Origin of the sequence: Sulfurimonas marina (genome assembly GCF_014905095.1) — a bacterium.
Lineage (GTDB): Bacteria > Campylobacterota > Campylobacteria > Campylobacterales > Sulfurimonadaceae > Sulfurimonas > Sulfurimonas marina.
Genome location: NZ_CP041165.1, coordinates 1,186,777 through 1,211,052, shown reverse-complemented (window position 1 = coordinate 1,211,052; position 24,276 = coordinate 1,186,777). Strand labels below are relative to the sequence as shown.

Sequence of the window (24,276 nt, the reverse complement as noted above, 5' to 3'; positions counted from 1 at the left end):
GATGTGCCTTTCAATTCCAAGCAAAGTTGTAAAGATAGATAAAGAGAGAAACGTAGTAACGGTAGATACTATGGGTATTACTCGTGAAGCGGGTTTGGATCTGATGGAAGAGGATGATGTAAAAGTAGGGGATTATGTACTTTTACACATCGGTTTTATTATGAACAAGCTAGATGAAGCGGATGCTCTGGAGTCTTTAAAAGTGTACAGCGAACTAGTTGAGAAGATGGATGAACAAGAGCGGCAAAACTTGGTCGAAGAGGATGATAATTGTCCTAATAGAGGCAGATAATGGGTGAGTTACAGCTCAAAGACCTCTATACGGGTTTTAGAGATCCTGAGGTTATCCAAGGGTATGCAAAGCTGATCGAAGAAGAGGCAAAAAAACTGCCAAATCTCATAAATATTATGGAGGTGTGTGGCGGTCATACACATACGATCATGAAGTATGGATTACAACAGCTGCTGCCTGAAAATATCAACTTTCTCCATGGGCCTGGATGTCCGGTTTGCATAATGCCCAAAGAGCGGATAGATCATGCCTATATATTGGCAATGCAGGAGGATGTAATCCTTGTCACTTTAGGGGATATGATAAAAGTCCCGGGTTCTAAAGGGAGTTTGCAAGATGCACGTGCACGCGGGGCTGATGTGCGTTTTGTATACTCGCCGCTTGATACCTTGAAAATTGCCAAAGAAAATCAAGATAAAAAAGTAATCTTCTTTGCGATTGGTTTTGAAACAACTACACCGATGACTGCGGCACTTTTAGATGTAGTTATAAAGCAGGGGATTGAAAATATCTTGTTTCATATAAACCATGTAACTGTTCCAGAAGCTATGGAGCTGCTTTTATCCGATGAAGAGTGTAGTATTGACGCATTTTTAGGGCCGAGTCATGTGAGCGTTATAAGCGGGAGTCAGATCTATAAGAAGTTTCCCCATGAGTATAAAAAACCCGTAGTTGTTGCGGGGTTTGAGCCTGTTGACGTGATGGAATCAATTGCAATGGTTGTCAAACAGTTTGTTGAAAAGCGGTCTGAACTTGAAGTGCAGTACAAACGGGCTGTGAATCATGAAGGCAATCTAAAAGCTCAGGCATTAAATGAGAAATACTTTGAAAAAGCGCAAAAGTTCAGATTTAGAGGTTTGGGAGATATTCCAAACAGCGGATTGAAACTTCGGGATGAATATAATAAATATAATGCGGAAGTGCTTTACGAAGAGCTGCTTAAAAGCGAGCCGATCGAGGACCATAAACTCTGTATTTGCGGAGATATTCTTAAAGGCAAGGCAACTCCTCCACAGTGTTCTATCTTTGGCACTGCATGTAAACCGTCTACTCCGATGGGAAGTTGTATGGTAAGCAGTGAGGGTGCTTGTGCGGCATATTATAAATACGGGAAGCTTTTATGAATAAGCAAATAACTCTAGCTATGGGAAATGGCGGTGAAGAGAATAACGAATTGATTTCCAAAGTTTTCTACAAAGCTTTTGCAAACGATATTTTGGAAAAAAGTGAAGATGCAGCGGTGATCCATAACGGTGAGCTGGCATTTTCAACGGACAGTTTTACGGTTTCTCCGATCTTTTTCCCCGGTGGAGATATCGGCAAACTGGCAATTTGCGGAACTTGTAACGATCTGGCAATGATGGGTGCAAAACCGAAATACCTTACCTGTTCGGTGATCATAGAGGAGGGTTTTTCTCTAGAGGAACTTGAGAAGGTTGTAGACTCTATGAAAAAAGAGTTGGCAATAAACAATGCCGTAATTGTAAGCGGTGATACAAAGGTGGTTCCCAAAGGGAGTGTCGATAAGATCTTTATAAACACGACGGGAATAGGTGAGATCGAGCAAAAAGGACTAAGTGCTAATAAAATCTCCGAAGATGATGTTATTTTACTCTCACGAGATATAGGATGTCACGGGGCGACAATCTTTACGGCACGTGAAGGGATGGAGCTTTCAAGCAACCTGCAAAGCGATTGTGCATCTTTGAGTATTCAAGTGCAGGCCCTTATCAAAGAGGGTGTGCAAATTACTGCCATGCGTGATGCAACGCGCGGAGGTGTGAGTGCCGTGCTAAACGAGTGGGCGAAACAGTCAAATATCTGTATAGAGGTGCAAGAGGAGAAGATCCCTGTATCGCAAGAGGTGTACGGTCTTTGTGAAATGCTCGGTTTTGAGGCTTTGAATCTGGCAAACGAGGGGACTTTCATCTTAGCAATACCAAAAGCCGATGCAGCTAAAGCGATCAATGTTCTTCAGAGGTTTGAGAACTCTGCAAACTCTGTTGAGATAGCAGAGGTGACACAGGAATATCCCGCTAAAGTGATACTTAAAAGCGGACACGGCACAAAAAGATTTCTTGAGATGCCCACAGGTGAACTCTTACCTAGAATATGTTAAAAAGCTTCAAGGGAACATGTTGTGCATGAATATAGCGTAGTACAGGCTTTGTTGGAACAAGTTGAAGATCTTGCAAAAGAGAATCAAGCTTCAAAGGTCACAAAAATCGTTACAAAAATAGGGGTGATGAGCGGTATTGAAATCCATCTGTTTGAAGTCGCCTTTAATAGTTTTAAAGAGAAAACCATCTGTGAAGAGGCTGAATTTATCATACAGATACAGCCTGTTGTGATCCGCTGTAATTCATGTGGTGAAGAAAACACTCTGGAAAAAATCCATTATTGCTGCCCTGAGTGCGAATCTACAAATGTAGAGGTGATAGACGGCGAAGATATGTATCTTATGAGTTTAGAGATGCAATAACGCCTATTACCTGTAAATCTTCAAGAATTTTCGATATAATCACATTAAAAACAGAAAGTAAAGGATAATTATGGAGTGCGAATTTCCAACGGTAAATTCTAATATGGATGAAGTGAAAGAGATTTTTGATAGTGTTAAAACTATTGCAGTTTTAGGTTTGTCTCCAAATCCTGAAAAAGATTCTCATAGAGTAGCGGCTTATATGCAGGCTCAAGGGTATAAAATAGTACCTGTTTATCCAAAAGAGGATGAGATTCTTGGTGAAAAAGTATATAGAAGTTTAAAAGAGATCCCATTTAAAGTAGATATGGTAAATATTTTTAGAAAGCCTAATGCGTTAGACCCGATTGCAGATGCATGTATTGAGCGTGGTGACATTGATGTTTTTTGGGCGCAAAAAGGTATAGTAAACAATGCTGCTGCTGAGAAAGCAAAAAATGCCGGTATGAAAGTTGTACAGAATCAATGTGCAATGGTTGATCATAGAAACCTTTGTAGCTAGGGATATTTTTGGTAAATTTAGAAACTATAAAACAAGCACAGAAGCGCATTGAGGGAGTTGTTGTTAAGACTCCTCTTGCTTCTGCACCATATTTGAGTGAAGTAACAAACGCAAATATCTTTTTAAAAAAAGAGAACCTTCAAATCACGGGTGCTTTTAAAATTCGCGGCGCTTACAATAAAATAGCCTCTCTTTCTGATGACGAACGTGCAAAAGGTGTAATAGCTGCTAGTGCCGGGAACCATGCACAGGGTGTAGCTCTTTCAGCTAGTCGTTTTGGAATTAAAGCGGTAATTGTAATGCCGGAATCTACACCGCTGACAAAAGTAAACGGTGTAAAACATTACGGTGCAGAAGTTGTACTGCACGGAACAAACTATGATGAAGCATACGGTTATGCAATGGATTATGCACAAAAGAACGATCTGACATTTGTTCATCCTTTTGAAGATGAAGATGTAATCGCAGGACAGGGTACAGTTGGTTTAGAGATCTTAGAGAACTGCGACAAACTTGACGCTGTGATCATCCCTATTGGTGGTGGTGGTCTGATCGCAGGTATTGCAACTGCGATCAAAGCACTCTCTCCAAGTACCAAAGTGATAGGTGTTAGTGCAAGTGGAGCACCTGCATTTAAACAATCATATGAGTTGAAAACTGCCGTAGATACTACAAAAGTTCGCACAATTGCCGATGGTATAGCTGTTCGTGATACATCAAAAATAACACTTGACTATGCCCTGCAATATGTAGATGAAGTAATCAGTGTAGATGATGAAGAGATCGCAAGTGCAATTTTATACCTTTTAGAGAAGCAAAAACTTGTTGTAGAAGGTGCTGGAGCAGTTGGTGTTGCAGCACTTTTACACGATAAAGTAAAAGATATAAAAGATAAAAATGTAGCTGTTGTTTTAAGCGGCGGTAACATGGATGTGACCTTGCTTTCAGTGATCATCGAAAAAGGTTTGATCAAATCACATCGTAAAATGAATCTAACTGTTACGCTGATAGATAAGCCGGGTTCATTGATGCGTTTTACAGAGATTTTAAATGGTTTAAATGCAAATATAGTTCATATTGCATACGATAGAACATCAGTGTCACTTGATTATGGTGATGCGAATGTAACTGTACATGTGGAAACAAAAGGTAAAGAGCATCAAGATGAGATCTATGCAGCTTTAAAATCGGAAGGGTATATCAGGTAGATTATGAAAGTTATCAAAAGTAAAAGTGTTGTTAAACCTGTCTTATTGTTAAAACTGTATAAAGAAGGCAACACACTTTTAGTAATAGATAATGAAACTACCATCCGATTTTTTAATAACGATTCACTCTCTCTTATTGATGGATTTAAAGCGGGTATTGAGCATAAAGACTATAGGACAAATGTTGTTGATTTTAGTCAGGATCAGTACTATCTTGCCTCTTTGTCTGCTGATGCCAGAGAGTCCAGACTTTACAATGCAAAAACAAAGAAACTTGTAGCTAAAGTTGATAGACATCACGGTGAGGCATCGTGTGTAGCAATTGACCCTTTAAACAGATTTATGCTCTCAGGCGGCGATGACGGAAAAATCTTTGCTGTCGATGTAAAAAGCGGCAAGCTGATGTTTACGCTTCCTTCCCATATAGATACTATTAACGATATTACATTTTCAAAAAATGCCAATTGGGTAGCAACGGCTAGTTATGACAGAAAAATATCTGTTTATAACCTTGTTACAATGACACATAAAGATCGGCTTAGAGCTCACGGGGCTCCGGTAATGAAGATTAAGTTCTTTAATAAAAACAAGCTTATTAGTATAGATAAAGATTCAAAAGCCATCATATGGAATATCCACACATCAAAAGTGATCACAAGATTACAAGGTATCCATGACGAAGTTCGTCAGATGGTGATCAGTGAGGATGAAAGGTTCCTGTTCTTAGGGACACATTTAGGGTATGTACTTGTGTATGATCTCAACACTTATGAGGCTATATCTACTAGGTTTATTAAAATGACATCACCTATTACGGCGATGGAGTTTGACGGAGAAAAAAATGAGCTTATCATTGGTACGGAAGATGGTTTTTTAATCTATTATGATATCTTTGAAGGGCTTGAAGAGATCAAGAATTTGCTTAAAAATAAGAAGTTTGAAGCGATTCAGGATGAGATAGAAAAAAATCCGCTTTTAAGATACACAAATGTATATGAACTTGTTTCAAACTTATGGGAAAAAACATTAGAAAAAGCGAAAATTGCACTTGAAAACGGAGACAGAAGCAGAGCAGAACTGTTACTTAACCAGTTTAAAGATATCCCTTCAAAAAATAAAATAATACAAAAGCTTTATCTGGACTATGCACAGTATCCAAAGTTTGTAGATAATGCGAGAAACAATAAGTTGGCTCTTGCATACTCTTTGGCTAACTCTTTTCCTGTATATAAAGATACAAAAATCTACAGAGCTCTTGAGACAAAATGGAAAACTTCATTTGCAAAAGCACAGAAAATGATGCTCAATCCAAAAACTTTACAAAGTGCAAAAGATATGCTGATGCCGTATCGTGGGATCAGTGAAAAGACGAAGTTTATTCAAGAACTATTTACAAAATCAGCTATCTATTTAAGATTTAGAGAGTCTATCTCTAAAAAAGATTTTAAAATCGCAATGCAGCTGATTAAACAAAATCCTTTTTTAACAGAATTGCCTGAATATACGACATTAATGAGTTTTTCAGACAACCTGTATATAAAAGCTCATGATGCGCTCGCACAAGAAGATTTACATACTGCGGGAAAACTTTTGAGTGTTTTAAAAGATTTTGATGATTTTAAAGAGGAATCACTGGAGATCCTTAAAGATATTGAAGTAAAACAAAAATTTTATTTAGCCGTAAAATCCAATAATATGGCAGATGCTTACGATGCAATGGCTCAGCTTGAAGATATTCAAGAGACTCCAGAAGGGAAATGGCTTCAAGACCAATGGAATGAAGATGTAAGTATAGCTAATACCTATGCGGTTACAGGAGATGTAATAGGTGTTAAAAAAGTGCTTGAAAAGTATCTAAACATCAACTCTAAACATATGTCACTAGCGACAATTTTTTCTTGGTGTTATATCTCTCAGTTAGAAAATGCCGTAAATAATAGAGTTGTGCAAAGCAGTATTGAAAAAGGTGTCAAAAACTACCTCTCTTTATTTGGTGAAACAGATCAGATAGATAACTTTTACGAGACTTTTAAAGAATATTATCCGGAAACAAAACTCAATCTCGAACTACTTCCAAAAGGCTCTCAGTCACGTTGGAGACCTTCTATGATAATGAGATCTATTTTAGAGTAGATAAATTTATATTTTCCTCATACTTTATATAGTTTTACAAGAAGTCTGAATTTTTAACTTAAAATATAGCTTCATTTAAGTATAATCCAAAACTTTTACATAAATATAAAAAAATTAGGAGACTTTTCATGCAAATTAGTGGCGCACAGATGGTTATCGAAGCACTAATCGCCGAAGGTGTAGACACAGTTTTTGGCTACCCTGGTGGAGCGATAATGAATGTCTATGACGAGATATACAAACAAGATGGTTTTCAACACATTCTTACTCGTCATGAACAAGCAGCAGTACATGCTGCAGAAGGATATTCAAAAGCTAGTGGAAAAGTCGGCGTCGCTATGATTACAAGTGGACCTGGTTTTACGAATGCAGTTACAGGTTTAGCTGATGCGTATATGGATTCAATCCCTTTAGTTGTTATCTCAGGACAGGTTCCTATGAGTTTAATCGGAACAGATGCGTTTCAGGAGATCGATGCAGTTGGAATCAGCCGCTCTTGTACTAAACACAACTATTTAGTTACAGATGCAAAAGATTTGCCTCGTGTACTTAAAGAAGCTTTTTATATCGCTTCTTCAGGTCGTCCGGGTCCTGTTCATGTTGATATTCCAAAAGATGTTACGGCTCAGATCGAAGAGTTCAACTATGATATTGAACTAGATTTAGAGACATACAAGCCAAATGTTAAGGGAAATCCTCGCCAGATTAAAAAAGCTATGGAAGCGATAGCAAGTGCTAAACGTCCGCTTTTCTACCTTGGTGGTGGTGTTATTAACTCAAATGCAGCATATGATGTAAGAGAGCTTGTAAATAAGACTCAGATCCCTGCAGTTGAAACTTTCATGGCTCGCGGTACATTGTCACATGATGATAAGTACCTTGTAGGAATGCTCGGTATGCATGGTTCATACGCTTCAAATATGGCGATGAGTGAAACTGACCTTATCATTGCTTTAGGGGCTAGATTTGATGACCGTGTAACTGGTAAACTAAGCGAATTTGCTAAAAATGCGGGAGTTATCCATGTAGATATCGATCCGGCAAGTATCTCGAAGCTTGTAAATGCTGACTTTCCAATCGTTGGTGATGTTAAAAATGTTGTTAATGAGATGTTAGCACAAGCTGACTCTATAGATGGTTCAAGATATGAGTCTTGGAGAGAAACTATTGAGAATTTTGATGCACTTCATCCTCTAACTTTCCATGAAGATAGTGAGAGAATTAAACCGCAATGGGTTATTCAAAGAGTTGGAGAGCTTCTTGGTGACGATGCAAATATCTCTACGGACGTTGGACAGCACCAAATGTGGACAGCACAGTTCTATCCGTTTAGCAGACCTCGTCAGTTTGCAAGTTCTGGTGGATTAGGTACTATGGGATTTGGTTTCCCTGCTGCAATGGGTGTAAAATCTGCAGCGCCTGAAAAAGTAAGTGTAAACTTTACGGGTGACGGTTCAATCCTTATGAATGTTCAAGAATTAATGACGGCAGTTGAAAAGAAACTTCCGGTTATCAATATTATTCTAAACAACAACTTCTTAGGTATGGTACGTCAGTGGCAGACACTTTTCTACGATAAGCGTCACTCAGAAACTGACCTTTCTATGCAGCCGGACTTTGTAAAACTTGCAGAGGCATTTGGCGGAGTAGGTTACAGAGTTAGTACAAAAGAGGAATTTGATGCAGCACTTAAAGATGCTGTAGAGAAAAATGTTGTTGCATTTATCGATGTTGTTGTTGAGAGATTTGAGAACGTTCTTCCAATGGTTCCTGCCGGAGGAAGTTTATTTAATATGATGTTATTAGAGAAAAAGGAGGATAAGTAATGACGACTGATAATGCAAGGAGAGTAATCTCAGTTATCGTAGTTAATGAAGCGAGTGTATTATCTCGTATTACAGACCTTTTCTCTGGACGTGGATATAACATCTCATCATTAACTGTTGCACCTATCCCTGATACAAAGTACTCTCGTATTACGATTGCAACTTTGGGTTCTGTAAAAACTATGGAGCAGATCACAAAGCAGCTGCATAAACTTATTCCTGTTCTTCGTGTATATGAGCATGAAGATATGGTTGAAAAAGAGATGGCACTTGTTAAATTTGATATCACTGAAAACTTAAGTGATATTAATACTATTTGTGAAGCATATAACGGAAAGATCGTAAATGCAGGTGAAACAACAGTGATCGCAATGGTTGCAGATGAGCCAAAAAGAATCGACAACTTCTTAAACTCTATGAAAAGATACAATCCAAAAGAGATCGTAAGAAGCGGTGCAGTAGCATTAGAGAGATAGTATGAAGTTAAGTGAAATCGCACAAATAATCGGTGCTGAATTTTCTGGAGCTGATCGTGAAATCAGCTCTATGAATACACTTAAAGATGCAACAGAAGAGCAGCTCTCTTTTATCGCTAATGCAAAGTACGTAAAAGATATGGCAGCTTCAAAGGCTGCTGCTATTATCGTAAATGAAAAAACAAAAGAGTATGTACCTGAGGGTTGTGTTGCTTTAGTAGTTGAAGATACATACTGGCAGATGGCAGTGTTGTCAAAATACTTTTCTGCCCCTGTTGAAGATAAAGATGTTTTAAAAGCTGTTATAGGCGAAGGGTGTGATATCTCAGAAAAAGCCGAGATTGCAAATGGCGCAAAGATCGGTAATAACTGTACAATCATGGCTGGAGTATATGTAGGTTCTGGATCTGAGATCGGGGACAATACTATCCTTTATCCAAATGTAGTGGTATACAGAGATTGTAAAGTTGGTTCTGATTGTATTATCCATGCAGGTACTGTAGTTGGAAGTGACGGTTTTGGTTTTGCATCAAACAGACTAGGGCAACATAAAAAGATCTATCATAACGGTAATGTTGTAATTGAAGATGATGTTGAGATTGGTTCAAACGTTTCTATCGACAGAGCTGTTTTTGGTTCCACTCATATCAAAAAAGGTGCAAGACTTGATAATCTGATCCAGGTTGCACATAACTGTGTAATAGGTGAGGGAAGTGTATTTGCTGCTCAAACAGGTATGGCTGGTTCATCTATTATAGGACGTAACAACGTTTTCGGTGCACAAAGTGGTACGGCAGGGCATTTACATACAGGTGATTTTAACACTTTTGCGGCACGTAGCGGCGTGACAAAAACTATCACAGAAAGTGGTAAAACTTTTGCAGGCTTTCCATTAATGGATCATAAAATGTGGTTAAAACTACAAGGGACACTTTCCAGACTTTTGAAAAAGTAAATAGATTATTAGATAAACTAATCCTATAATCAATTTAGGAGGTTTGTTATGTCTCAAACTATTGCTTTAAGTGGAACAAATAACGGTGTTATATCTGTAACAAAAATTGAAGAACCATATGGTCCTAACAGTGCTACAGTTGCGAGTATCGGTATCTCGTTAGATGGTAATGCAGATAATCCTGAATGGAAAGTACATATCCCTTTAGCAAATGTAGATGAAGTTATTGAAGCTCTAAAAGCTATAAAATAATTTTAATAACAAAGGGGTTAAAAAGAGGGAAGAAGTTTCCTCTTTTTAGTTGAAAGAACTACTTCTTAGATTTTTTCTCTTTAGACTTTTTTTTGTCACGATTTTTTTTCTTCTCTTTTTTTTCTGCTTTTACTTTTTTCTTTGCAGCAACTTTTTTCTTTTTGGCCTTTTTTTCTTTCTCTTTTTTCTCTGCTTTCTTTTTTGCTTTTTTAGCAGCTTTCTTCTTAGCTTTTTTAAGAGCCTCTTTTTCTTCCTCTTTTTTCTTAGCTTTAGCCATAATGTAACCTTTTTGTAATTTTATTACTAAAAGTAATATATATGAGTGTACATCTAGTCAACTTACAGGGATATAAAAATGGGATTTTTTGTGAAAATAGGGGAGATAAAAATAGATAAGGGGTGAAGAGCCCTTATTTACAGAATAGTTACAGTTCCTTTACAAACTCTTCGATTGTGTTTTGATACCTTAGATATATTTTATAGTCTCTTTATATCTCATTTTGAGCATTTAGCATTTTTATTTTCAAAATATGAAAAATTTAAATAACTATGTTATACTCGTTCCATGTTAAAAAATATCCTGATTTCGAGCTTATTATTTCTCTTTAGTATATCTGTGTTTGCTGCTACAGCCAATGAAACGAAAGTGCCTGAAAAGATAGAGCAACTTGACAAGCCACTTTACACTCCGTTTGTTGAAAACTATATTTTAAACGAGATAAAAACGCTTAGGGAAGAAAATAGAAAACTGGGTGTGGAGATGCATGAAACACTGACTGAAAAAGAGTTGAGTGTTTCAAACAAAGCGATAGATTATGCGACGTCAACAATTAACAATATGTTTTACATTATTGCTGCAGCTACTTCTATTCTTGTGTTTTTAGGCTGGAACTCTTTTCGAGATATTAATGAACGTATTCGAATAACTGTAGATGAACGCATCAGTAAAGTGATTGATGAAAATGAGAAAAGAATGCAGTTGCTTGAGCATGATTTGGAAAGGAGATCGCGCCAAGTGTTAAGTAATCAGGAGGAGATTGCCAAGACAAACACTATTCATTCACTTTGGATGCGTGCAGGATTAGAACAAACTCCATATGGAAAAATAGAAATCTACGATCAAATATTGAAAATAAGACCTCAAGATCCTGAAGCTATCAGTTATAAAGCTGATGCGGCACTTGATTTAGGGGAAGCTAACTGGGCATTAAGCCTTTCTAATCAGTCTATAAATATCGATCCGGAATATCCCAATGCTTATTATCAAAGAGCTTGTGCATACTCGGTTTTAAAGTTCTCAGATAATGCGATTGATGATCTTGAAAAAGCATTAGAGTTGAACGAAAACTATACAGACGAGATATTAAGTGAAAAAGAGTTTATAGACCTGCATGAAAATGAACGTTTTCAAAAGCTTTTAAGCCGGTATCAAACTAAAAATACATAATATGGGGAGTCTGCTGTGAATCTTAGTATTAACTCTGAAGATATTAGTCAAATAGCGATAGGGGCATTTGCTTTGGCTGTTCCCATCTCTTTTTCGGAAGAGGCTTGGAGAATGGGGGAGACTCTTCCTGTAGTTAATTTATTGGTAGTATTTCTTTTGTCAATATCATTTTTAGGAACTTATGCATATTACAGTGTATTTCAGGGGATAGTGTCAAAACGTTACTATATCTTTATTTTAAGAATCTTTATTGCTTATTTTATAGCTGCTTTGGTGGTTGCTTTAGTGTTGTTTTCTTTAAATAAGTTTCCACTTATCGATGAGCCGCTTATAGCTATAAAGAGATTGATTTTGATTACTATGCCTGCGTCTATGGGAGCTATCGTTGTTGATAGTTTTGATAAGGAGTAAGAAAAATATATCTTAGCATATCTGTTGTAAGCAACAGATATACTTAAAAGATATAATTATTATGCTTTGAATTCTTTTACAAACTCTTCGATTCTTTTGATACCTTCTCTGATTGAGTTGATATCTGTTGCGAATGAAAATCTGAAGTAACCTTCACTACCAAAACCAACGCCCGGTACAACAGCAACATTTTTCTTAGCTAGAAGATCTTTCGCAAATGTAAGAGAATCGTTACTTACCTCTTTAATATTTACAAATAGATAAAATGCACCGTCTGGTTTAAGTACACTTAAACCGTCTACTTCGTTAAAAAGTTTTACAGCTTCATCACGACGTGCTGCAAACTCTTTTCTCATCATCTCAATATCAGCATCAGCAGAACCGTCAAGACCTGTAATCGCTGCCATTTGAGTAATAGAAGAGATGTTTGACGTACTTTGAGACTGTAATTTTTTAGTAGCTTTGATTAGCTCCGCATCTGCTGCAGCCATATAACCAAAACGCCATCCAGTCATTGCAACCGATTTTGATAAACCGTTGATCGTAATCGTACGTTTAAACATATCATCACTAATGCTTGCAGCTGATGTAAATTCTCCATCATATACAAGTTTTTCATACATCTCATCAGATGCTACTAAAATATCTGTACCCTTTAACACTTCCGCTAACGCTTCTAGTTCAGCTTTTGAATATACTGCACCTGTTGGATTTGACGGAGTAGTTAAAATTAACATTTTCGTTTTATCTGTGATAGCAGCTTTTAACTGCTCCGGAGTGATCTTAAAACCTGTAGTATCTTGAGTTTCAATCTCAACTACAGTACCGCCACAGTATTTTACTAACTCTGGATAAGTTACCCAATACGGAGCTGGGATAATAACTTCATCACCTTCTTCAATAGTTGCAGAAAAAAGATTGAAAAGTGAATGCTTTGCACCATTGTTTACAATTACTTGGTTCGGTGCGTAAGTGATCCCGTTTTCTCTTTTAAGTTTGTCTATAACAGCATTTTTAAGCGCTGGAATACCATCAACAGCAGTATATTTTGTAAAACCATCATTAATAGCTTTAATAGCAGCATCTTTAATAACTTGCGGTGTATCAAAGTCCGGTTCACCGGCAGAAAAGCTAAGGATATCTTTCCCTTCTGCTTTTAGTTCCTGAGCTAATGTAGAAATAGCTATAGTAATAGATTCAGATAGTGTATTTATGCGATTTGTTAGCATTACAACCCTTTAGGTGAAAATAATCAGCAATTATACAAATATATTGCTTAAGTGAGACTCTTTTTTCGAACAATTTTTACTAAAATAATTGGTAGATAATAATTATTTTCCTTTAAGGGTGGGTGTTATATAGTTTATGGATACAAACAATGAAAATTAGAAGGAGATCAGATGGCTGTACGTGGAAACTCGATAATCAAGGGTGTAGAAATTGATGAAGTTATAAGACTTTTAAACAAAGCCTATGCAGATGAATGGCTTGCATACTATCAGTACTTTATAGAAGCAAAAGTTGTCAAGGGGATTATGAAAGATGCCGCAATTGCAGAGTTGACACAACATGCTACTGATGAACTTCGACATGCCAATATGGTTGCAGATAGAATTTTGCAACTTGGAGGTACCCCTATCTTAAATCCAAAAGAGTGGTTTACTCAAACAAATTGCGGTTACGAAGAACCGAAGAACTTTGATGTTGTAGCAATATTAGATGATTCGATCAAAGGGGAACAGTGTGCAATTAGTACTTATTCTAACATTGCTGAGATTGTAAAAGATAAAGATATTATCACTTATAATATGGTCAATGAGATTTTAGCCGATGAAGTGGAACATGAAGAAGACTTACAAGCACTTCACGATGATATAGCTGATTTTATTGAAAGTATTAAATCAAATATGAATTAGTTAATGAGTTTTTCTCATTAACTTTTCATCGATTTAATAAAAGAGTCGTAGATATGTTCAAGCTCTAGATCTTGATCGAGAAGCTCTTTATTGTCTTCAACAAGAATATGTTCAAGTATTGCAACACGTTTAAGCAGGTACTCAAACATCTCTTTATTGATATCCGGAAGCATATTGTGCATAAACGGATCTTTACATCTTCCTTTTTCTATCACGTGTGCAGGGATGCCGATAGCAGTTGAACAAGATGGAACAGCTTTTACAACAACAGAATTTGCACCTATCTTTGCATCTTGACCAATCTCAATATTACCGAGAACTTTAGCACCGGCACCTATAACTACACCTTTTCTAATAGTAGGGTGACGTTTTCCGTGAGTAAGAGATACACCACCTAGTGTTACCCCTTGATAGATCAGTACATCATCTTCAATAATAGTCGTTGGCCCGATAACTACACCTGTACCGTGATCGATAAATACACGTCTACCTATTTGTGCTCCGGGGTGGATGTCAATATTTGTCATTATTTGAGCAAGCCCCATTAAAATTCTGGCTAACCCTTTAAAGTTTGACATATACAGTTTATGTGCAACTCTGTACCATGCAATAGCCCAAACACCTGGATAATTAAATAAGAACTCGAGTTTAGAACTTAATGCCGGATCGTTTTTGTAAGCATTGGAAAAGTCTTCTTTAATTAGCGCGAAAATACCCATAAAATACCTTAGTTTGTAGTTCTTAAATAGCCGTTTTGATTCAAATATATCTCTAGCTTCGATAGTGTATCACTTTTTTCTTTCTCTGTGATAAAACTGCTACTTTCGAGATCACTTTTAAGCTTATTTAAAATTTCTTCTTTGTTATAACCGATATCATCGAGGATATCAAGGATGTTCTTTGATTCTATTTCATTAATGATTTTATATCCGTTATCATCAATCTCTACTGTATACTCATTAGGTTTTGTAAAAAGATTATGTTGCATTCCTAGAGTCTCTTGATATGCACCGACATTAAAAAATGCCAGAAAATAATCATCTTCATCAATATTTATATCATGCAGGTATAAAGGACGTTCAGGATCAAATTCTATTTCACCGTCACTGTCACATGTAATATCCCAAAGTGATGCAGCACGAAGTGGGGGAGTATTAAGGTGATGGATCGGCATTACAGGAAAATATTGCCCCAGACCCCAATAATCCGGTAAAGATTGGAAGATAGATGCATTGATCAAGTAGCGTTCCTGAAGCTGGTTTTGCAGCTGTTCTAACTCATTTGTTGGATTAGAAGATTTCAGGTAAAGCGCTTTTTTGATAATGTTATGTACTAAAATCTCTGCATTTGATCTGTCTTGTAAGTCGATGTAACCGAGATCAAAAAGTGTAAAAAGTGATTCCATATGATCAAGTGCATCGTGAAGGTACTCAATACAGTTCGCATTAGTTAAGAGACGATTTAGCTCAATAAGTTCTTCAACAAGAGGTGGATTTAACTCTTTGAAATCTAGAGATTTTTCCTGATAATCTTGAGAAAAGAGTTCAAGAACCGGTGTTATAAGCACTGCATGTGAAGCGACTATAAAACGTCCAGATTCCGTAAAGATATCTGGATGTTCAACCCCTTTAGAGTTCATAATTTCACCAATGAGAAATACAACAGAACTTGAAAATTCATCTATAGAGTAGTTGCGTGTGCATGAAGTTTCATTGTTGATCATATTCAACAGCAAGTCCACCACCGATATTGATGTTTTTCAAGCCGTTTGCACCCATCATTTTTAGTTCTGCATAGATATGTCCAGCTTCACGTAACGCTTTTTTCAAAGGGGCAATATCTGCCATTTGTGAGCCGATATGAAAGTGGATCATGCTTAAACTGTCAAGCAGGTCAGCTTCTTTCAAAAGTTTTACAGCTTCTAAAATTTCAGTAGAAGTAAGACCGAATTTTGCATCCATACCGCCACTTTTTGCCCAAATACCGCTACCGGCACTGTGAAGACGTATACGGATACCGATATTTGGAACTTTCAGTGTTGATTTTTTCGCAACTTCTATGATCGTCTCAAGTTCATTTAGCCCTTCGATCGTAATAGTGATTTTATGACCGCTTTGTGCAGCCATAAAACCAAGTGTAATCATCTCTTCATCTTTGAAACCGTTTACAGTGATATTGGCTTCTTTTGGAGTCTTTGCCATTGCAAGGATAAGTTCAGCTTTACTCCCGGCTTCAAGGCCGTAGTTGTACTCTTCGCCTTTAAGAGTAATAGCTTCTACAACAGCAGGAAACTGATTTACTTTGAGGGGAAAAACTGCTTGAAATTTTCCTTCATAATTATTCTCTTTAATCGCTTTTTCAAAGTAATTATAAAGAGTTGAGATTTGCTTTTTAATAAGGTGCGGGAACCTCAGAACTGTAGGTCCCTTAACATTTTTTTCACGAATATTATTTATGATTTCGTATAGTGAAGGCATAGATTTGTAGTTGAGCTTGATCTCACCGTTTTCGATTAAAAAGTTTTTATTTGACCAGATGTCAATACCGAAATTTTTCAATTAGAAGTCCTCTAGTTTAATTGTCTCTTCCGTTTTAGTTTCTAAGTCTTTCACCCATATAGTTTTATTTTCTATTTCGTTTGTCCCGATAACACAACAAAATCTTGCATTAACTTTGTCTGCACCTTTGAGGTGGTTTTTCAGGTTTTTAGTTTTATATTCACAAGTAACTTGTTTTGTAGCTCTTTTTTTATGTGTAATGTTCAATACAAGCTCAAGCGCTTCATCATCCATAGCACCGATGTAGTAACCGCTGCGTTTCTCCTCTGGCATCTCGATGAGCTCTAAAAGTCTCTCAATTCCCATTGCAAAACCAACGGCAGCAGTTGCGCGTCCATCTAAGAACTCTACAAGTCTGTCATATCTACCACCACCTGCAATTGCACTCTGAGATCCGATATTATCACTTACAAACTCAAAAGCAGTTTTTGAGTAGTAATCCAGTCCGCGAACAAGGTTTGTATCGATCTCGTATTCGATGCCGCTTTTATCTAAGATCTTTTTGAGTTGTTCAAAGTCGCTTTCACAAGTTTCACATAAAGAATCGATCAGTCTCGGAGCTTTAACGTATAGAGATTTACATTTATCGTTCTTACAATCAAGTACACGGATAGGGTTTGTTGATTTTCTTCTTACACAATCTTCACAGATCTCATCTTCAACACTTTCAATAAAGTTGACAAGGTTTTGACGATACTCAGGCATACAGTTGTGATCACCTAAAGAGTTAAGTTGAAGACGGTAGCCGATTCCAAGCTCTTTTAAAATGTCGCTAATCATCATGATAATAGTAGCATCTTCATAAACAGAATCTACTCCGAAACTCTCACATCCAAACTGATGGAATTGTCTTAAACGACCTTTTTGCGGTCTTTCATAACGAAACATCGGTCCGTGGTAAAAATATCTGTGGATTCCGCCTGCACGATCAAATTTATTTTGGATAAATGCACGAACAACACCTGCAGTACCTTCAGGGCGCATACAAACGTCATTTTCACCTTTGTCTGTAAACTGATACATCTCTTTACCGACGATATCACTAGACTCACCTACTGAACGTTTAAAAAGTGCTGTTTCTTCTAATATCGGTGTTTCAATAAAATGGAATCCGTAACGAGTAGCAATCTGAGTAGCTGTTTTTAAAAAATATGTGTATCTTTTATACTCGTCATCATTTAAAATATCATTCATTCCACGAAGAGATTTAATCATTTTTTGCCTTACTAATTGGTGTTATAAAAAAGTATGAAAGGATACCATTTTTATCTTTATAAAATATTTTATGCTAGTTGATATTAGTTAATATTTCTTCTGTAATACTCTCTATGCTTTGTGTTGCATCGATCGTGATAAGCTCGATATTTAAAAGTTTTGCTGCTTTTATTATTGCATTTTGTATTCCAAGAAGATATTCACTCCCGCGAAGTTCTATACCGTCAAGCTCTTTTTGAGAAAGTCTGAACTCAAGCTCCTCTTTTGTGAGTTGAAGCAAAAAAACTTTTTCAGGATAGGTGTTGTTTGTAGCAAAGTTGTTTAGGTGTACCAGCTCTTCTTGGGCTATTTCATTATGAATCAGTGCATATGCCACACCGCTGATCGCACTGCGATCGGAGATGATCATTTTTGTATCTATATTTGGTTCGATCACCTCTTTTAGATGTTCGGCACGATCGGCTAAAAAGAGTAGGAATTCTGCTTTTTTACTTTTTGCACGAGCTGAGAGTACAAGCTCCCGTATCTCTTTACCTAACTCTGTTGCACCCGGTTCTTTAGTGATAACGGCATCTGGAAATCTGTTTTCAAGTGCAGCTATCTGTGTACTTTTCCCGGCAGTATCGATCCCCTCTATTGCAATGTACATGAGTTCATACTCCCAATGATTTTTTGGACCTCAGGCGGTAAAAGATGTTCTGTTTTACCGTTGAATTTTAAAAGATTTCGCACGATTGAAGAGCTTACAAATGCGTGTTTTAGCTTTGGCATTAAATATACTGTCTCAATTGTATCATCAAGAGAGTTATTTAAATAGCCCAGTTGTAGTTCATACTCAAAGTCACTAACGGCTCGAAGCCCGCGGATAAGTACTTTTGCATTGTGTTCGTTTGCTAATTCTATTGTTAGATTGTCAAAACCTACAACACTTACCCCTTCTAAATGTGCAGTTGCCGCTTCTGCCATTTGTATTCTTTCTTCTAGAGTAAACATAGGTTTTTTATCTACAGAAACTGCAACAGCAACAACAACGTGATCAAACATCTTTTTTGCCCGTTCTATAATGTCATAATGTCCGTTTGTAATCGGATCAAATGTCCCTGGATAAAGTGCTATAGTATTCATTTAAAGTCTCTTACTCCCATCTTTTGTATAAATTATTTTGTATTCCAAGTAGATCAAACCATTTTCCGATCACAAAGTTTTCCATCTCATCGAGGTTTTGTTGTTCGGAGTAGTAAGCCATTACAGGGGGAGCAATGATGATCCCCAAGCTTGCAAGTTTGTGCATATTTTCTAGTGCGATAGCCGAAAAAGGGATCTCGCGAGGTGCCAAAATCAGTTTTTTCTGCTCTTTGATCATCACTGCTGCACATCTTGTAATAAGGTTGTCGCTGATCCCGCATGCAATCTTTGCTAAGGTATTCATGCTGCATGGTGCTATGATCATGGCATCAACTCCGAAAGAGCCAGAAGCGACACTAGCGGAGATATCTGAATTGTCGTGGTAGGTGATATTTTGCTCTTTTTGCAGTACGGTTTTTGAGTTTTCACTCATAATAAAATGTTTTTCTATTTCATCAGGGAGTAACTCTAACGTCTTTAATCCGAGGTTTACTCCGCTTGCTCCGCTTGTTGCGACTACTATTTTCATTTTACTTTTGCCTTGTTTTTTCCTACAACAACTACTTTGATCTTCTTCCCTTTGTCGTTTTCTACAAAGATAACATCACCTTTTCTACCGTCTTGGAGTGCTCGTGCACTAAATGAGATCACAATTGAACCATTTTGTAAGGTGACATTGACAGAGGAATCTCGTCTGATCAAAGCAAGGGACTCAACATCACGCAGAGTTAAGAGTTCCCCTTTTTTCATTGTATGTTTAAGCTCTAAAGTGCCGTTTTCTATCGTTTGAACCGGCATAGCCCTGAATTTGTCTAGAATTATACTATTTTTTCTCGTGTTTAGTGTAGATAACTCCCCATCTCTTTGAAGATCGTTTCTTAATACAAAGGTATTTACATATGCTTGGATCGTGTAATTGAAAAATATTTTTTTATTTTTATCTGTTTTAATTGCTACAATACCATCGTTTGAGAGATGTTCCCTTGAACGCAGTTTTACCAGAGTATAGTTTTTAGGCATTGTATCCATATAGGTACGAGGATATATCTTAACATCTTTGACAAGAATACCTTTATACTTTTCCTTATAGTGTTCTATGACATACTCTTTGACCTTTGTTGTATCTATAGGGCTTATTTTATTAAACTGGATATACGGATATTTTGAATGAATATCTTTGTAGCCGAGTTTTTTTAGCATACCGATAAGCTTTTTTGCAGTTACTCTTTTGATATGTTTATTATTTGAAAGGGAAAAAAGTACACGATCATCAGAACTATTTACACCCTCTATGATATGAGAGAGTTTTATTGTGTCTTCTTTGATAAAGTAGTTTCTTTGCAGTTCAAGTGCAGAGAGTTGTAGTGCAAAAAGTAATAAAAAGATGATTTTGATATACATAATTATTGAGTGAAATATCCTATTTTTAAAAAGATTTATAATATTCTAGCATTTTTTATAAATGATTGTGATAATATAGTGAAAAGAGAAGGGGAGATAGATGAGAAAGTTTTTTGGTATTGTCGCTTTATGGTTTGGTTTTTCGTTCGTTATGTTTCTATGTCTAATGGCGTTGGAGAACTTATCGTTGATTGATTTAACTACCAACGAGTTGGCTATTGTTTCTTTAGTAGGCGGAGTATTGATTGAGTTCGCTTTTTATGCTGACAATGTTATTCTCTCAGACTAGTATATAAAATACTATATATTTTTTTATATTAATCCTTTGAGATATTTTTGTCGTATCTCTTTATCTAATTTCTCAATTGCGTAACGGAGTGTCGTTCTCGGCATAGTTTTGTATCGCGATTGAAGATACTCCAACATAATCTGCTCATTTTTATTTCCAACGTTTCTAATCGCCCAGCCGACTGCTTTATGGATCAGATCGTGTGTATCGTTAAGAAGGATATCTGCAATGTTCAGCGTATCTTCGTAAGAACCTTGTTTGATAAAATAAAAAGTACTTACAATAGCAATTCTCTTTTGCCATAGATCGTTTGAGTTGGCAAAATCGTAAAGAATTGATTTCTCTTTTCCGTATAGATACTTCCCGATGATGTGTGAAGTTGTAACATCAACCAAGTCCCAGTTATTCACCTGAGAAATATTTTCTACATAGAAATCATAGATCCTCTTTTGTTCCTCTTTTGAACTGTTTTTGTCTTGATACTTGGCAACTAAAACCAAAAGAGCAAAAAGCCTATACTCATGATAGGGTGAGTATAAAAACTTTTTTATATCTTCAAAAGAAAGTGTTTTAAAGTGTTTTCGAACAGATTTACGAAGCTTGGGGACTTTGATCCCTAAGAAAATATCTTCTGCACTATACTCACCCTTTTTTGTTTTGAAAAAACTTTTGTAGCTTTCTTGATAGGTTTTATTTATATAGTTTTGAAGTTCTATAGATATTTGTTCAAACATTTTAGCACCCAAGATATGAGATAGTGATACTTTCACATATTTTAGGGGGTTTAGACTAAAGATTGGATTAATGGTTATTTATATATCATATACCCAAGTAATAAAATATATGGAGATTTTACGTGGGATTTTTTAGTAATTGTGACGGAGAAAAGGCAAAAGTACAAGAGCTTCAAAGTGAGAATGAAAGACTTAGACAAGAGGTAGATGAACTTAGATCTTTACTTGCACAAAAAGAGCAAAGCAGTAGTGCTCATACAGTTTCAAAAGAGACTGTAGCTCGTGATGAAATCATTCAAATGCTTTTACTATCATATAAAAGTGGTGTAGGTTTTGTAAGAAATATATTACAATCTTCTGTTGATGCACTTGATGAAGCGGGTGATCTAAACGGAAGAACAAGTAACAGAATAGAGACTGTGCAAAAAGATGGTAGTACGATCAATGAATCTATTGAACAAATTGCACAAGAGGCCGTAAACTTAGATAACGGTGCTGCATCACTAAATAACAGTGTTTCTTCTATCGGTGATATTATTAGCCTTATTAAAGATATCTCTGATCAAACGAACCTTTTAGCACTTAATGCTGCCATTGAAGCGGCACGTGCAGGTGAACACGGACGTGGATTTGCCGTGGTTGCAGATGAAGTTAGAAAACTAGCTGAACGTACACAAAAGGCAACGCAAGAGGTTGAGATAAGCATCAGCCAGCTAAAACAAAACACATCCGATATTCAAGATATTTCTGAGCTTTTTAGAGATAATACAAACCAGATGACGGAAACTTTATCTGAATTTTTTACAGAGTTGGAATTTGTCATTAGTAATTCACAAAGAATTACCCAAATTACTTCAAATATTACTCATGAGATAGGTATCGGAAACGGTAAGCTTGACCATATCCTTTTAAAACTACTTGGTTACAATGCCTTTATTAACGGAGATAGTCCAACTATAGGTGATGAACACAGTTGTATATTTGGAAAATGGTTCGATGAAAATAAAGAGCAGATTAAAAATGTACCAAACGTGATCAGCAGTGTATCTACACACCATGCAAATGTACATAACTCGATCAAAGAAGCTATGGATTTATGGAAAGGAAATGAGTTTGATAAAGCAGTAGAGACAATGAAATCTGTTGAACATTCCAGTGAAAAAGGTTTTGAAGAGCTTTATAACGCATTTAAAAGCACACATCAGTAAATATAAGAAAAACTACTATCCATTTTTTGTATTATGTGCTATGATACATAAAACTGTTATTTATAGATACTTAATTAAAGTAAGGGATCTGATATGGATAGTACGTGGATTACAAAAGATTTAGACTCGCTTCCTATTAAACCTAATCTGCTTGATTACGAGACAGAGTATGAGAAGTTTAAGTGGGATGATGTCTCAAAAGCGTTTGATTATTTGCCAAGCGGTGGGTTGAATATAGCTTATGAAGCTATAGATAGGCACGCCGAAGGTAAAAACAGAGATAAAACGGCACTTATATGGCTTTCAGAAGAGGGGGAGCGTAAAACTTTCTCTTATCTGGATATAAAAAGATCCAGTGCAAAGTTTGCAAATGTTTTAAAAACTTTAGGTATTGCCAAAGGGGAGAGGGTCTTTACACTCTCAACCCGTAAAAGCGAGCTTTATATATCTGCCATTGGGATACTTAAAAATCAAAACGTTATGTGTCCACTCTTTTCCCAGTTTGGTCCTGAACCGATATTGCAGCGACTAAGCTCTGGCGATGCAAAAGTAATACTAACTACACAAAAACTCTACAAAAAGAAAATTACTCCAATCCTAGACAAACTGACAACACTAAAATATATCATCCTTTTTGATGCAGATGAGCATGAGAGTGAAAGTGTACTCTCGTATAACAAATTGATGGAGGTTGCATCTGAAGAGTTTGAAATTCTAAAAACAGATGAAGAAGATATGTCGGTTCTGCACTTTACAAGCGGTACTACAGGGATGCCAAAGGGTGTTGTGCATGTCCATAAGGCTGTATATACACACTATCTAAGCGGTAAATATGCACTCGATATGCATGAAGATGATATCTACTGGTGTACGGCAGATCCCGGCTGGGTTACGGGAACCTCATATGGAATCATAACCCCTTGGGTACATGGAATTACAAATATCGTAGATGAAGCGGAGTTTGATGCCTCAAGATGGTATAAGATACTTCAAGATGAAAAGGTGAGTGTATGGTACACGGCACCTACTGCGATCAGAAGACTTATGAGAATAGATAATGAGCCTTTAAAAGAGTACGACTTGTCTCATCTGCGTCTTATCTTAAGCGTTGGAGAACCTTTAAATCCGGAAGCTGTTGTATGGGGAAATGAAAAACTAAACTTACCTATACACGATAACTGGTGGCAGAGTGAAACGGGTGGCATTATGATCTCAAACTATGCATCTCAAACTATACGTCCAGGTTCTATGGGAAGACCGCTGCCTGGAATAAGTGCTACGATTTTACGTCAAAATGATGACGGCAGTGTTACAGAGGTTACAGAGCCGAACGTTGAAGGTGATTTGGCTTTAAAAGCAGGATGGCCCTCTATGTTTAGAATGTATCTGCATAACCAAGAGAAGTACGATAAATGTTTCAAAGATGGATGGTACATCTCAGGTGATTTGGCCTATCGAGATGAAGATGGATACTTTTGGTTTGTAGGACGTGCGGATGATATTATTAAAACATCAGGGCACATGGTTGGGCCTTTTGAGGTTGAGAGTGCCTTGATGGAGCATGAAGCCGTTGCTGAGGCCGGAGTTATAGGCAAACCTGATGAGATGATAGGGCAGCTTGTAAAAGCATTTGTATCTCTAAAACCGGGTTATGAACCGAGTGAGGATTTACAACGCGAGCTGATAGGTTTTGGGCGTAAAAAACTGGGAGCTGCAGTCGCTCCAAAAGAGATAGAGTTCCAAGAGAATCTGCCAAAGACCAGAAGCGGAAAAATCATGAGACGCTTGCTTAAAGCCAGAGAGATGGGATTACCGGAGGGTGACACTTCCACTTTGGAATCGTAAA

Annotated in this window: 26 protein-coding genes and 2 pseudogenes; 18 read left to right on the top strand and 10 right to left on the bottom strand. The window is 36.8% G+C overall.

Annotated features, from left to right (window positions below; all coding sequences use genetic code 11):
* Position 1 precedes the first annotated feature (1 nt).
* From FJR03_RS06220 to FJR03_RS06170, 11 genes are all read left to right on the top strand, one after another.
* Positions 2-292: a HypC/HybG/HupF family hydrogenase formation chaperone gene (locus FJR03_RS06220; RefSeq protein ID WP_193112669.1), complete on the top strand. Its 291-nt coding sequence runs from the start codon at positions 2-4 to the stop codon at positions 290-292.
* Positions 292-1,416 (top strand): hydrogenase formation protein HypD, encoded by a 1,125-nt coding sequence (gene hypD / locus FJR03_RS06215; RefSeq protein WP_193112668.1) that lies wholly within the window; start codon positions 292-294, stop codon positions 1,414-1,416. The genes FJR03_RS06220 and hypD overlap by 1 nt, the downstream gene beginning before the upstream one ends.
* A complete protein-coding gene (hypE, locus tag FJR03_RS06210; protein ID WP_193112667.1) occupies positions 1,413-2,411 on the top strand; it encodes a hydrogenase expression/formation protein HypE in 999 nt (332 codons plus the stop codon). Before hypD ends, hypE begins: the two co-directional genes overlap by 4 nt.
* Positions 2,412-2,432: 21 nt before the next feature.
* A complete protein-coding gene (hypA, locus tag FJR03_RS06205; RefSeq protein ID WP_193112666.1) occupies positions 2,433-2,774 on the top strand; it encodes a hydrogenase maturation nickel metallochaperone HypA in 342 nt (113 codons plus the stop codon).
* A 70-nt stretch (positions 2,775-2,844) separates the two neighbouring features.
* A complete protein-coding gene (locus tag FJR03_RS06200; protein ID WP_193112665.1) occupies positions 2,845-3,276 on the top strand; it encodes a CoA-binding protein in 432 nt (143 codons plus the stop codon).
* An 8-nt stretch (positions 3,277-3,284) separates the two neighbouring features.
* Positions 3,285-4,484 carry a threonine ammonia-lyase gene (gene ilvA, locus FJR03_RS06195; RefSeq protein ID WP_193112664.1) on the top strand — a complete coding sequence of 400 codons (1,200 nt, stop codon included), beginning with the start codon at positions 3,285-3,287 and terminating at the stop codon, positions 4,482-4,484.
* A 3-nt stretch (positions 4,485-4,487) separates the two neighbouring features.
* Positions 4,488-6,617 (top strand): WD40 repeat domain-containing protein, encoded by a 2,130-nt coding sequence (locus FJR03_RS06190; RefSeq protein ID WP_193112663.1) that lies wholly within the window; start codon positions 4,488-4,490, stop codon positions 6,615-6,617.
* 128 nt (positions 6,618-6,745) lie between these two features.
* Positions 6,746-8,443, top strand: a complete 1,698-nt coding sequence (locus FJR03_RS06185) for an acetolactate synthase large subunit (protein WP_193112662.1) — start codon at positions 6,746-6,748, stop codon at positions 8,441-8,443.
* A complete protein-coding gene (gene ilvN, locus FJR03_RS06180; protein ID WP_193112661.1) occupies positions 8,443-8,919 on the top strand; it encodes an acetolactate synthase small subunit in 477 nt (158 codons plus the stop codon). Before FJR03_RS06185 ends, ilvN begins: the two co-directional genes overlap by 1 nt.
* Position 8,920: 1 nt before the next feature.
* On the top strand, positions 8,921-9,874 hold the full coding sequence (gene lpxD, locus FJR03_RS06175) for a UDP-3-O-(3-hydroxymyristoyl)glucosamine N-acyltransferase (RefSeq protein ID WP_193112660.1): 954 nt from the start codon (positions 8,921-8,923) through the stop codon (positions 9,872-9,874).
* Between the two features lie 48 nt (positions 9,875-9,922).
* On the top strand, positions 9,923-10,126 hold the full coding sequence (locus tag FJR03_RS06170) for a hypothetical protein (RefSeq protein ID WP_193112659.1): 204 nt from the start codon (positions 9,923-9,925) through the stop codon (positions 10,124-10,126).
* A 58-nt stretch (positions 10,127-10,184) separates the two neighbouring features.
* Here the strand turns inward: FJR03_RS06170 and FJR03_RS06165 are convergent, their stop codons facing one another.
* On the bottom strand, positions 10,185-10,403 hold the full coding sequence (locus tag FJR03_RS06165) for a hypothetical protein (protein ID WP_193112658.1): 219 nt from the start codon (positions 10,401-10,403) through the stop codon (positions 10,185-10,187).
* Positions 10,404-10,742: 339 nt separating this feature from the next.
* On the opposite strand from FJR03_RS06165, the gene FJR03_RS06160 reads away from it, so the two are divergent.
* Together FJR03_RS06160 and FJR03_RS06155 are read left to right on the top strand one after the other, a co-directional pair.
* Positions 10,743-11,573, top strand: a complete 831-nt coding sequence (locus tag FJR03_RS06160) for a tetratricopeptide repeat protein (RefSeq protein WP_193112657.1) — start codon at positions 10,743-10,745, stop codon at positions 11,571-11,573.
* Positions 11,574-11,588: 15 nt separating this feature from the next.
* Positions 11,589-11,984, top strand: coding sequence for a DUF2391 family protein (locus FJR03_RS06155; RefSeq protein WP_193112656.1), 396 nt, complete (start codon positions 11,589-11,591; stop codon positions 11,982-11,984).
* Positions 11,985-12,043: 59 nt separating this feature from the next.
* Here the strand turns inward: FJR03_RS06155 and FJR03_RS06150 are convergent, their stop codons facing one another.
* Entirely contained in the window at positions 12,044-13,213 is a 1,170-nt protein-coding gene (locus FJR03_RS06150) for a pyridoxal phosphate-dependent aminotransferase (RefSeq protein ID WP_193112655.1), read from the bottom strand.
* 171 nt (positions 13,214-13,384) lie between these two features.
* Here FJR03_RS06150 and FJR03_RS06145 point away from each other — a divergent pair, with 171 nt between their 5' ends.
* A complete protein-coding gene (locus tag FJR03_RS06145; RefSeq protein ID WP_193112654.1) occupies positions 13,385-13,900 on the top strand; it encodes a ferritin-like domain-containing protein in 516 nt (171 codons plus the stop codon).
* 17 nt (positions 13,901-13,917) lie between these two features.
* On the opposite strand, the gene cysE is transcribed toward FJR03_RS06145, so the two are convergent.
* The 7 genes and pseudogenes from cysE to flgA all read right to left on the bottom strand — a co-directional run bounded on the left by cysE (position 13,918) and on the right by flgA (position 20,199).
* The gene (gene cysE, locus FJR03_RS06140) at positions 13,918-14,619 is read right to left on the bottom strand and encodes a serine O-acetyltransferase (RefSeq protein ID WP_193112653.1); all 702 of its coding nucleotides are present in this window, start codon (positions 14,617-14,619) and stop codon (positions 13,918-13,920) included.
* A gap of 8 nt (positions 14,620-14,627) precedes the next feature.
* A pseudogene (speA, locus tag FJR03_RS06135) lies at positions 14,628-16,458 on the bottom strand (biosynthetic arginine decarboxylase).
* The gene (gene hisS / locus FJR03_RS06130) at positions 16,459-17,673 is read right to left on the bottom strand and encodes a histidine--tRNA ligase (protein WP_193112652.1); all 1,215 of its coding nucleotides are present in this window, start codon (positions 17,671-17,673) and stop codon (positions 16,459-16,461) included.
* 73 nt (positions 17,674-17,746) lie between these two features.
* Entirely contained in the window at positions 17,747-18,322 is a 576-nt protein-coding gene (tmk, locus tag FJR03_RS06125; RefSeq protein WP_193112651.1) for a dTMP kinase, read from the bottom strand.
* Positions 18,307-18,798: a pantetheine-phosphate adenylyltransferase gene (coaD, locus tag FJR03_RS06120; RefSeq protein WP_193112650.1), complete on the bottom strand. Its 492-nt coding sequence runs from the start codon at positions 18,796-18,798 to the stop codon at positions 18,307-18,309. Before coaD ends, tmk begins: the two co-directional genes overlap by 16 nt.
* 10 nt (positions 18,799-18,808) lie before the next feature.
* Positions 18,809-19,327, bottom strand: a complete 519-nt coding sequence (locus FJR03_RS06115; RefSeq protein WP_193112649.1) for a UbiX family flavin prenyltransferase — start codon at positions 19,325-19,327, stop codon at positions 18,809-18,811.
* The gene (flgA, locus tag FJR03_RS06110; RefSeq protein WP_193112648.1) at positions 19,324-20,199 is read right to left on the bottom strand and encodes a flagellar basal body P-ring formation chaperone FlgA; all 876 of its coding nucleotides are present in this window, start codon (positions 20,197-20,199) and stop codon (positions 19,324-19,326) included. The genes FJR03_RS06115 and flgA overlap by 4 nt, the downstream gene beginning before the upstream one ends.
* Positions 20,200-20,299: 100 nt before the next feature.
* Here flgA and FJR03_RS06105 point away from each other — a divergent pair, with 100 nt between their 5' ends.
* Positions 20,300-20,488: a hypothetical protein gene (locus FJR03_RS06105; protein ID WP_193112647.1), complete on the top strand. Its 189-nt coding sequence runs from the start codon at positions 20,300-20,302 to the stop codon at positions 20,486-20,488.
* A gap of 23 nt (positions 20,489-20,511) precedes the next feature.
* Here FJR03_RS06105 and FJR03_RS06100 read toward each other — a convergent pair whose 3' ends face one another.
* Complete coding sequence (locus FJR03_RS06100; RefSeq protein ID WP_193112646.1) at positions 20,512-21,222, bottom strand: DNA alkylation repair protein; 711 nt, start codon at positions 21,220-21,222, stop codon at positions 20,512-20,514.
* A gap of 545 nt (positions 21,223-21,767) precedes the next feature.
* On the opposite strand from FJR03_RS06100, the pseudogene FJR03_RS11900 reads away from it, so the two are divergent.
* From FJR03_RS11900 to acsA, 3 genes and pseudogenes are all read left to right on the top strand, one after another.
* Positions 21,768-22,028 (top strand): annotated as a pseudogene (locus FJR03_RS11900) (methyl-accepting chemotaxis protein); the annotation flags it as partial.
* Between the two features lie 3 nt (positions 22,029-22,031).
* Complete coding sequence (locus tag FJR03_RS11895; protein WP_430739134.1) at positions 22,032-22,430, top strand: CZB domain-containing protein; 399 nt, start codon at positions 22,032-22,034, stop codon at positions 22,428-22,430.
* Between the two features lie 93 nt (positions 22,431-22,523).
* Positions 22,524-24,275 carry an acetate--CoA ligase gene (acsA, locus tag FJR03_RS06090; protein WP_193112645.1) on the top strand — a complete coding sequence of 584 codons (1,752 nt, stop codon included), beginning with the start codon at positions 22,524-22,526 and terminating at the stop codon, positions 24,273-24,275.
* Position 24,276: the final 1 nt, after the last annotated feature.

What these genes read in the sequence shown, in the direction of transcription:
- FJR03_RS06220 (WP_193112669.1), top strand. Translation starts at nt 2, where the DNA reads ATGTGCCTTTCAATTCCAAGCAAAGTTGTAAAGATAGATAAAGAGAGA.
- hypD (WP_193112668.1), top strand. Translation starts at nt 292, where the DNA reads ATGGGTGAGTTACAGCTCAAAGACCTCTATACGGGTTTTAGAGATCCT.
- hypE (WP_193112667.1), top strand. Translation starts at nt 1,413, where the DNA reads ATGAATAAGCAAATAACTCTAGCTATGGGAAATGGCGGTGAAGAGAAT.
- FJR03_RS06200 (WP_193112665.1), top strand. Translation starts at nt 2,845, where the DNA reads ATGGAGTGCGAATTTCCAACGGTAAATTCTAATATGGATGAAGTGAAA.
- FJR03_RS06190 (WP_193112663.1), top strand. Translation starts at nt 4,488, where the DNA reads ATGAAAGTTATCAAAAGTAAAAGTGTTGTTAAACCTGTCTTATTGTTA.
- FJR03_RS06185 (WP_193112662.1), top strand. Translation starts at nt 6,746, where the DNA reads ATGCAAATTAGTGGCGCACAGATGGTTATCGAAGCACTAATCGCCGAA.
- ilvN (WP_193112661.1), top strand. Translation starts at nt 8,443, where the DNA reads ATGACGACTGATAATGCAAGGAGAGTAATCTCAGTTATCGTAGTTAAT.
- lpxD (WP_193112660.1), top strand. Translation starts at nt 8,921, where the DNA reads ATGAAGTTAAGTGAAATCGCACAAATAATCGGTGCTGAATTTTCTGGA.
- FJR03_RS06170 (WP_193112659.1), top strand. Translation starts at nt 9,923, where the DNA reads ATGTCTCAAACTATTGCTTTAAGTGGAACAAATAACGGTGTTATATCT.
- FJR03_RS06165 (WP_193112658.1), bottom strand. Translation starts at nt 10,403, where the DNA reads ATGGCTAAAGCTAAGAAAAAAGAGGAAGAAAAAGAGGCTCTTAAAAAA.
- FJR03_RS06150 (WP_193112655.1), bottom strand. Translation starts at nt 13,213, where the DNA reads ATGCTAACAAATCGCATAAATACACTATCTGAATCTATTACTATAGCT.
- FJR03_RS06145 (WP_193112654.1), top strand. Translation starts at nt 13,385, where the DNA reads ATGGCTGTACGTGGAAACTCGATAATCAAGGGTGTAGAAATTGATGAA.
- cysE (WP_193112653.1), bottom strand. Translation starts at nt 14,619, where the DNA reads ATGGGTATTTTCGCGCTAATTAAAGAAGACTTTTCCAATGCTTACAAA.
- hisS (WP_193112652.1), bottom strand. Translation starts at nt 17,673, where the DNA reads ATGATTAAATCTCTTCGTGGAATGAATGATATTTTAAATGATGACGAG.
- tmk (WP_193112651.1), bottom strand. Translation starts at nt 18,322, where the DNA reads ATGTACATTGCAATAGAGGGGATCGATACTGCCGGGAAAAGTACACAG.
- coaD (WP_193112650.1), bottom strand. Translation starts at nt 18,798, where the DNA reads ATGAATACTATAGCACTTTATCCAGGGACATTTGATCCGATTACAAAC.
- FJR03_RS06115 (WP_193112649.1), bottom strand. Translation starts at nt 19,327, where the DNA reads ATGAAAATAGTAGTCGCAACAAGCGGAGCAAGCGGAGTAAACCTCGGA.
- flgA (WP_193112648.1), bottom strand. Translation starts at nt 20,199, where the DNA reads ATGTATATCAAAATCATCTTTTTATTACTTTTTGCACTACAACTCTCT.
- FJR03_RS06105 (WP_193112647.1), top strand. Translation starts at nt 20,300, where the DNA reads ATGAGAAAGTTTTTTGGTATTGTCGCTTTATGGTTTGGTTTTTCGTTC.
- FJR03_RS06100 (WP_193112646.1), bottom strand. Translation starts at nt 21,222, where the DNA reads ATGTTTGAACAAATATCTATAGAACTTCAAAACTATATAAATAAAACC.
- acsA (WP_193112645.1), top strand. Translation starts at nt 22,524, where the DNA reads ATGGATAGTACGTGGATTACAAAAGATTTAGACTCGCTTCCTATTAAA.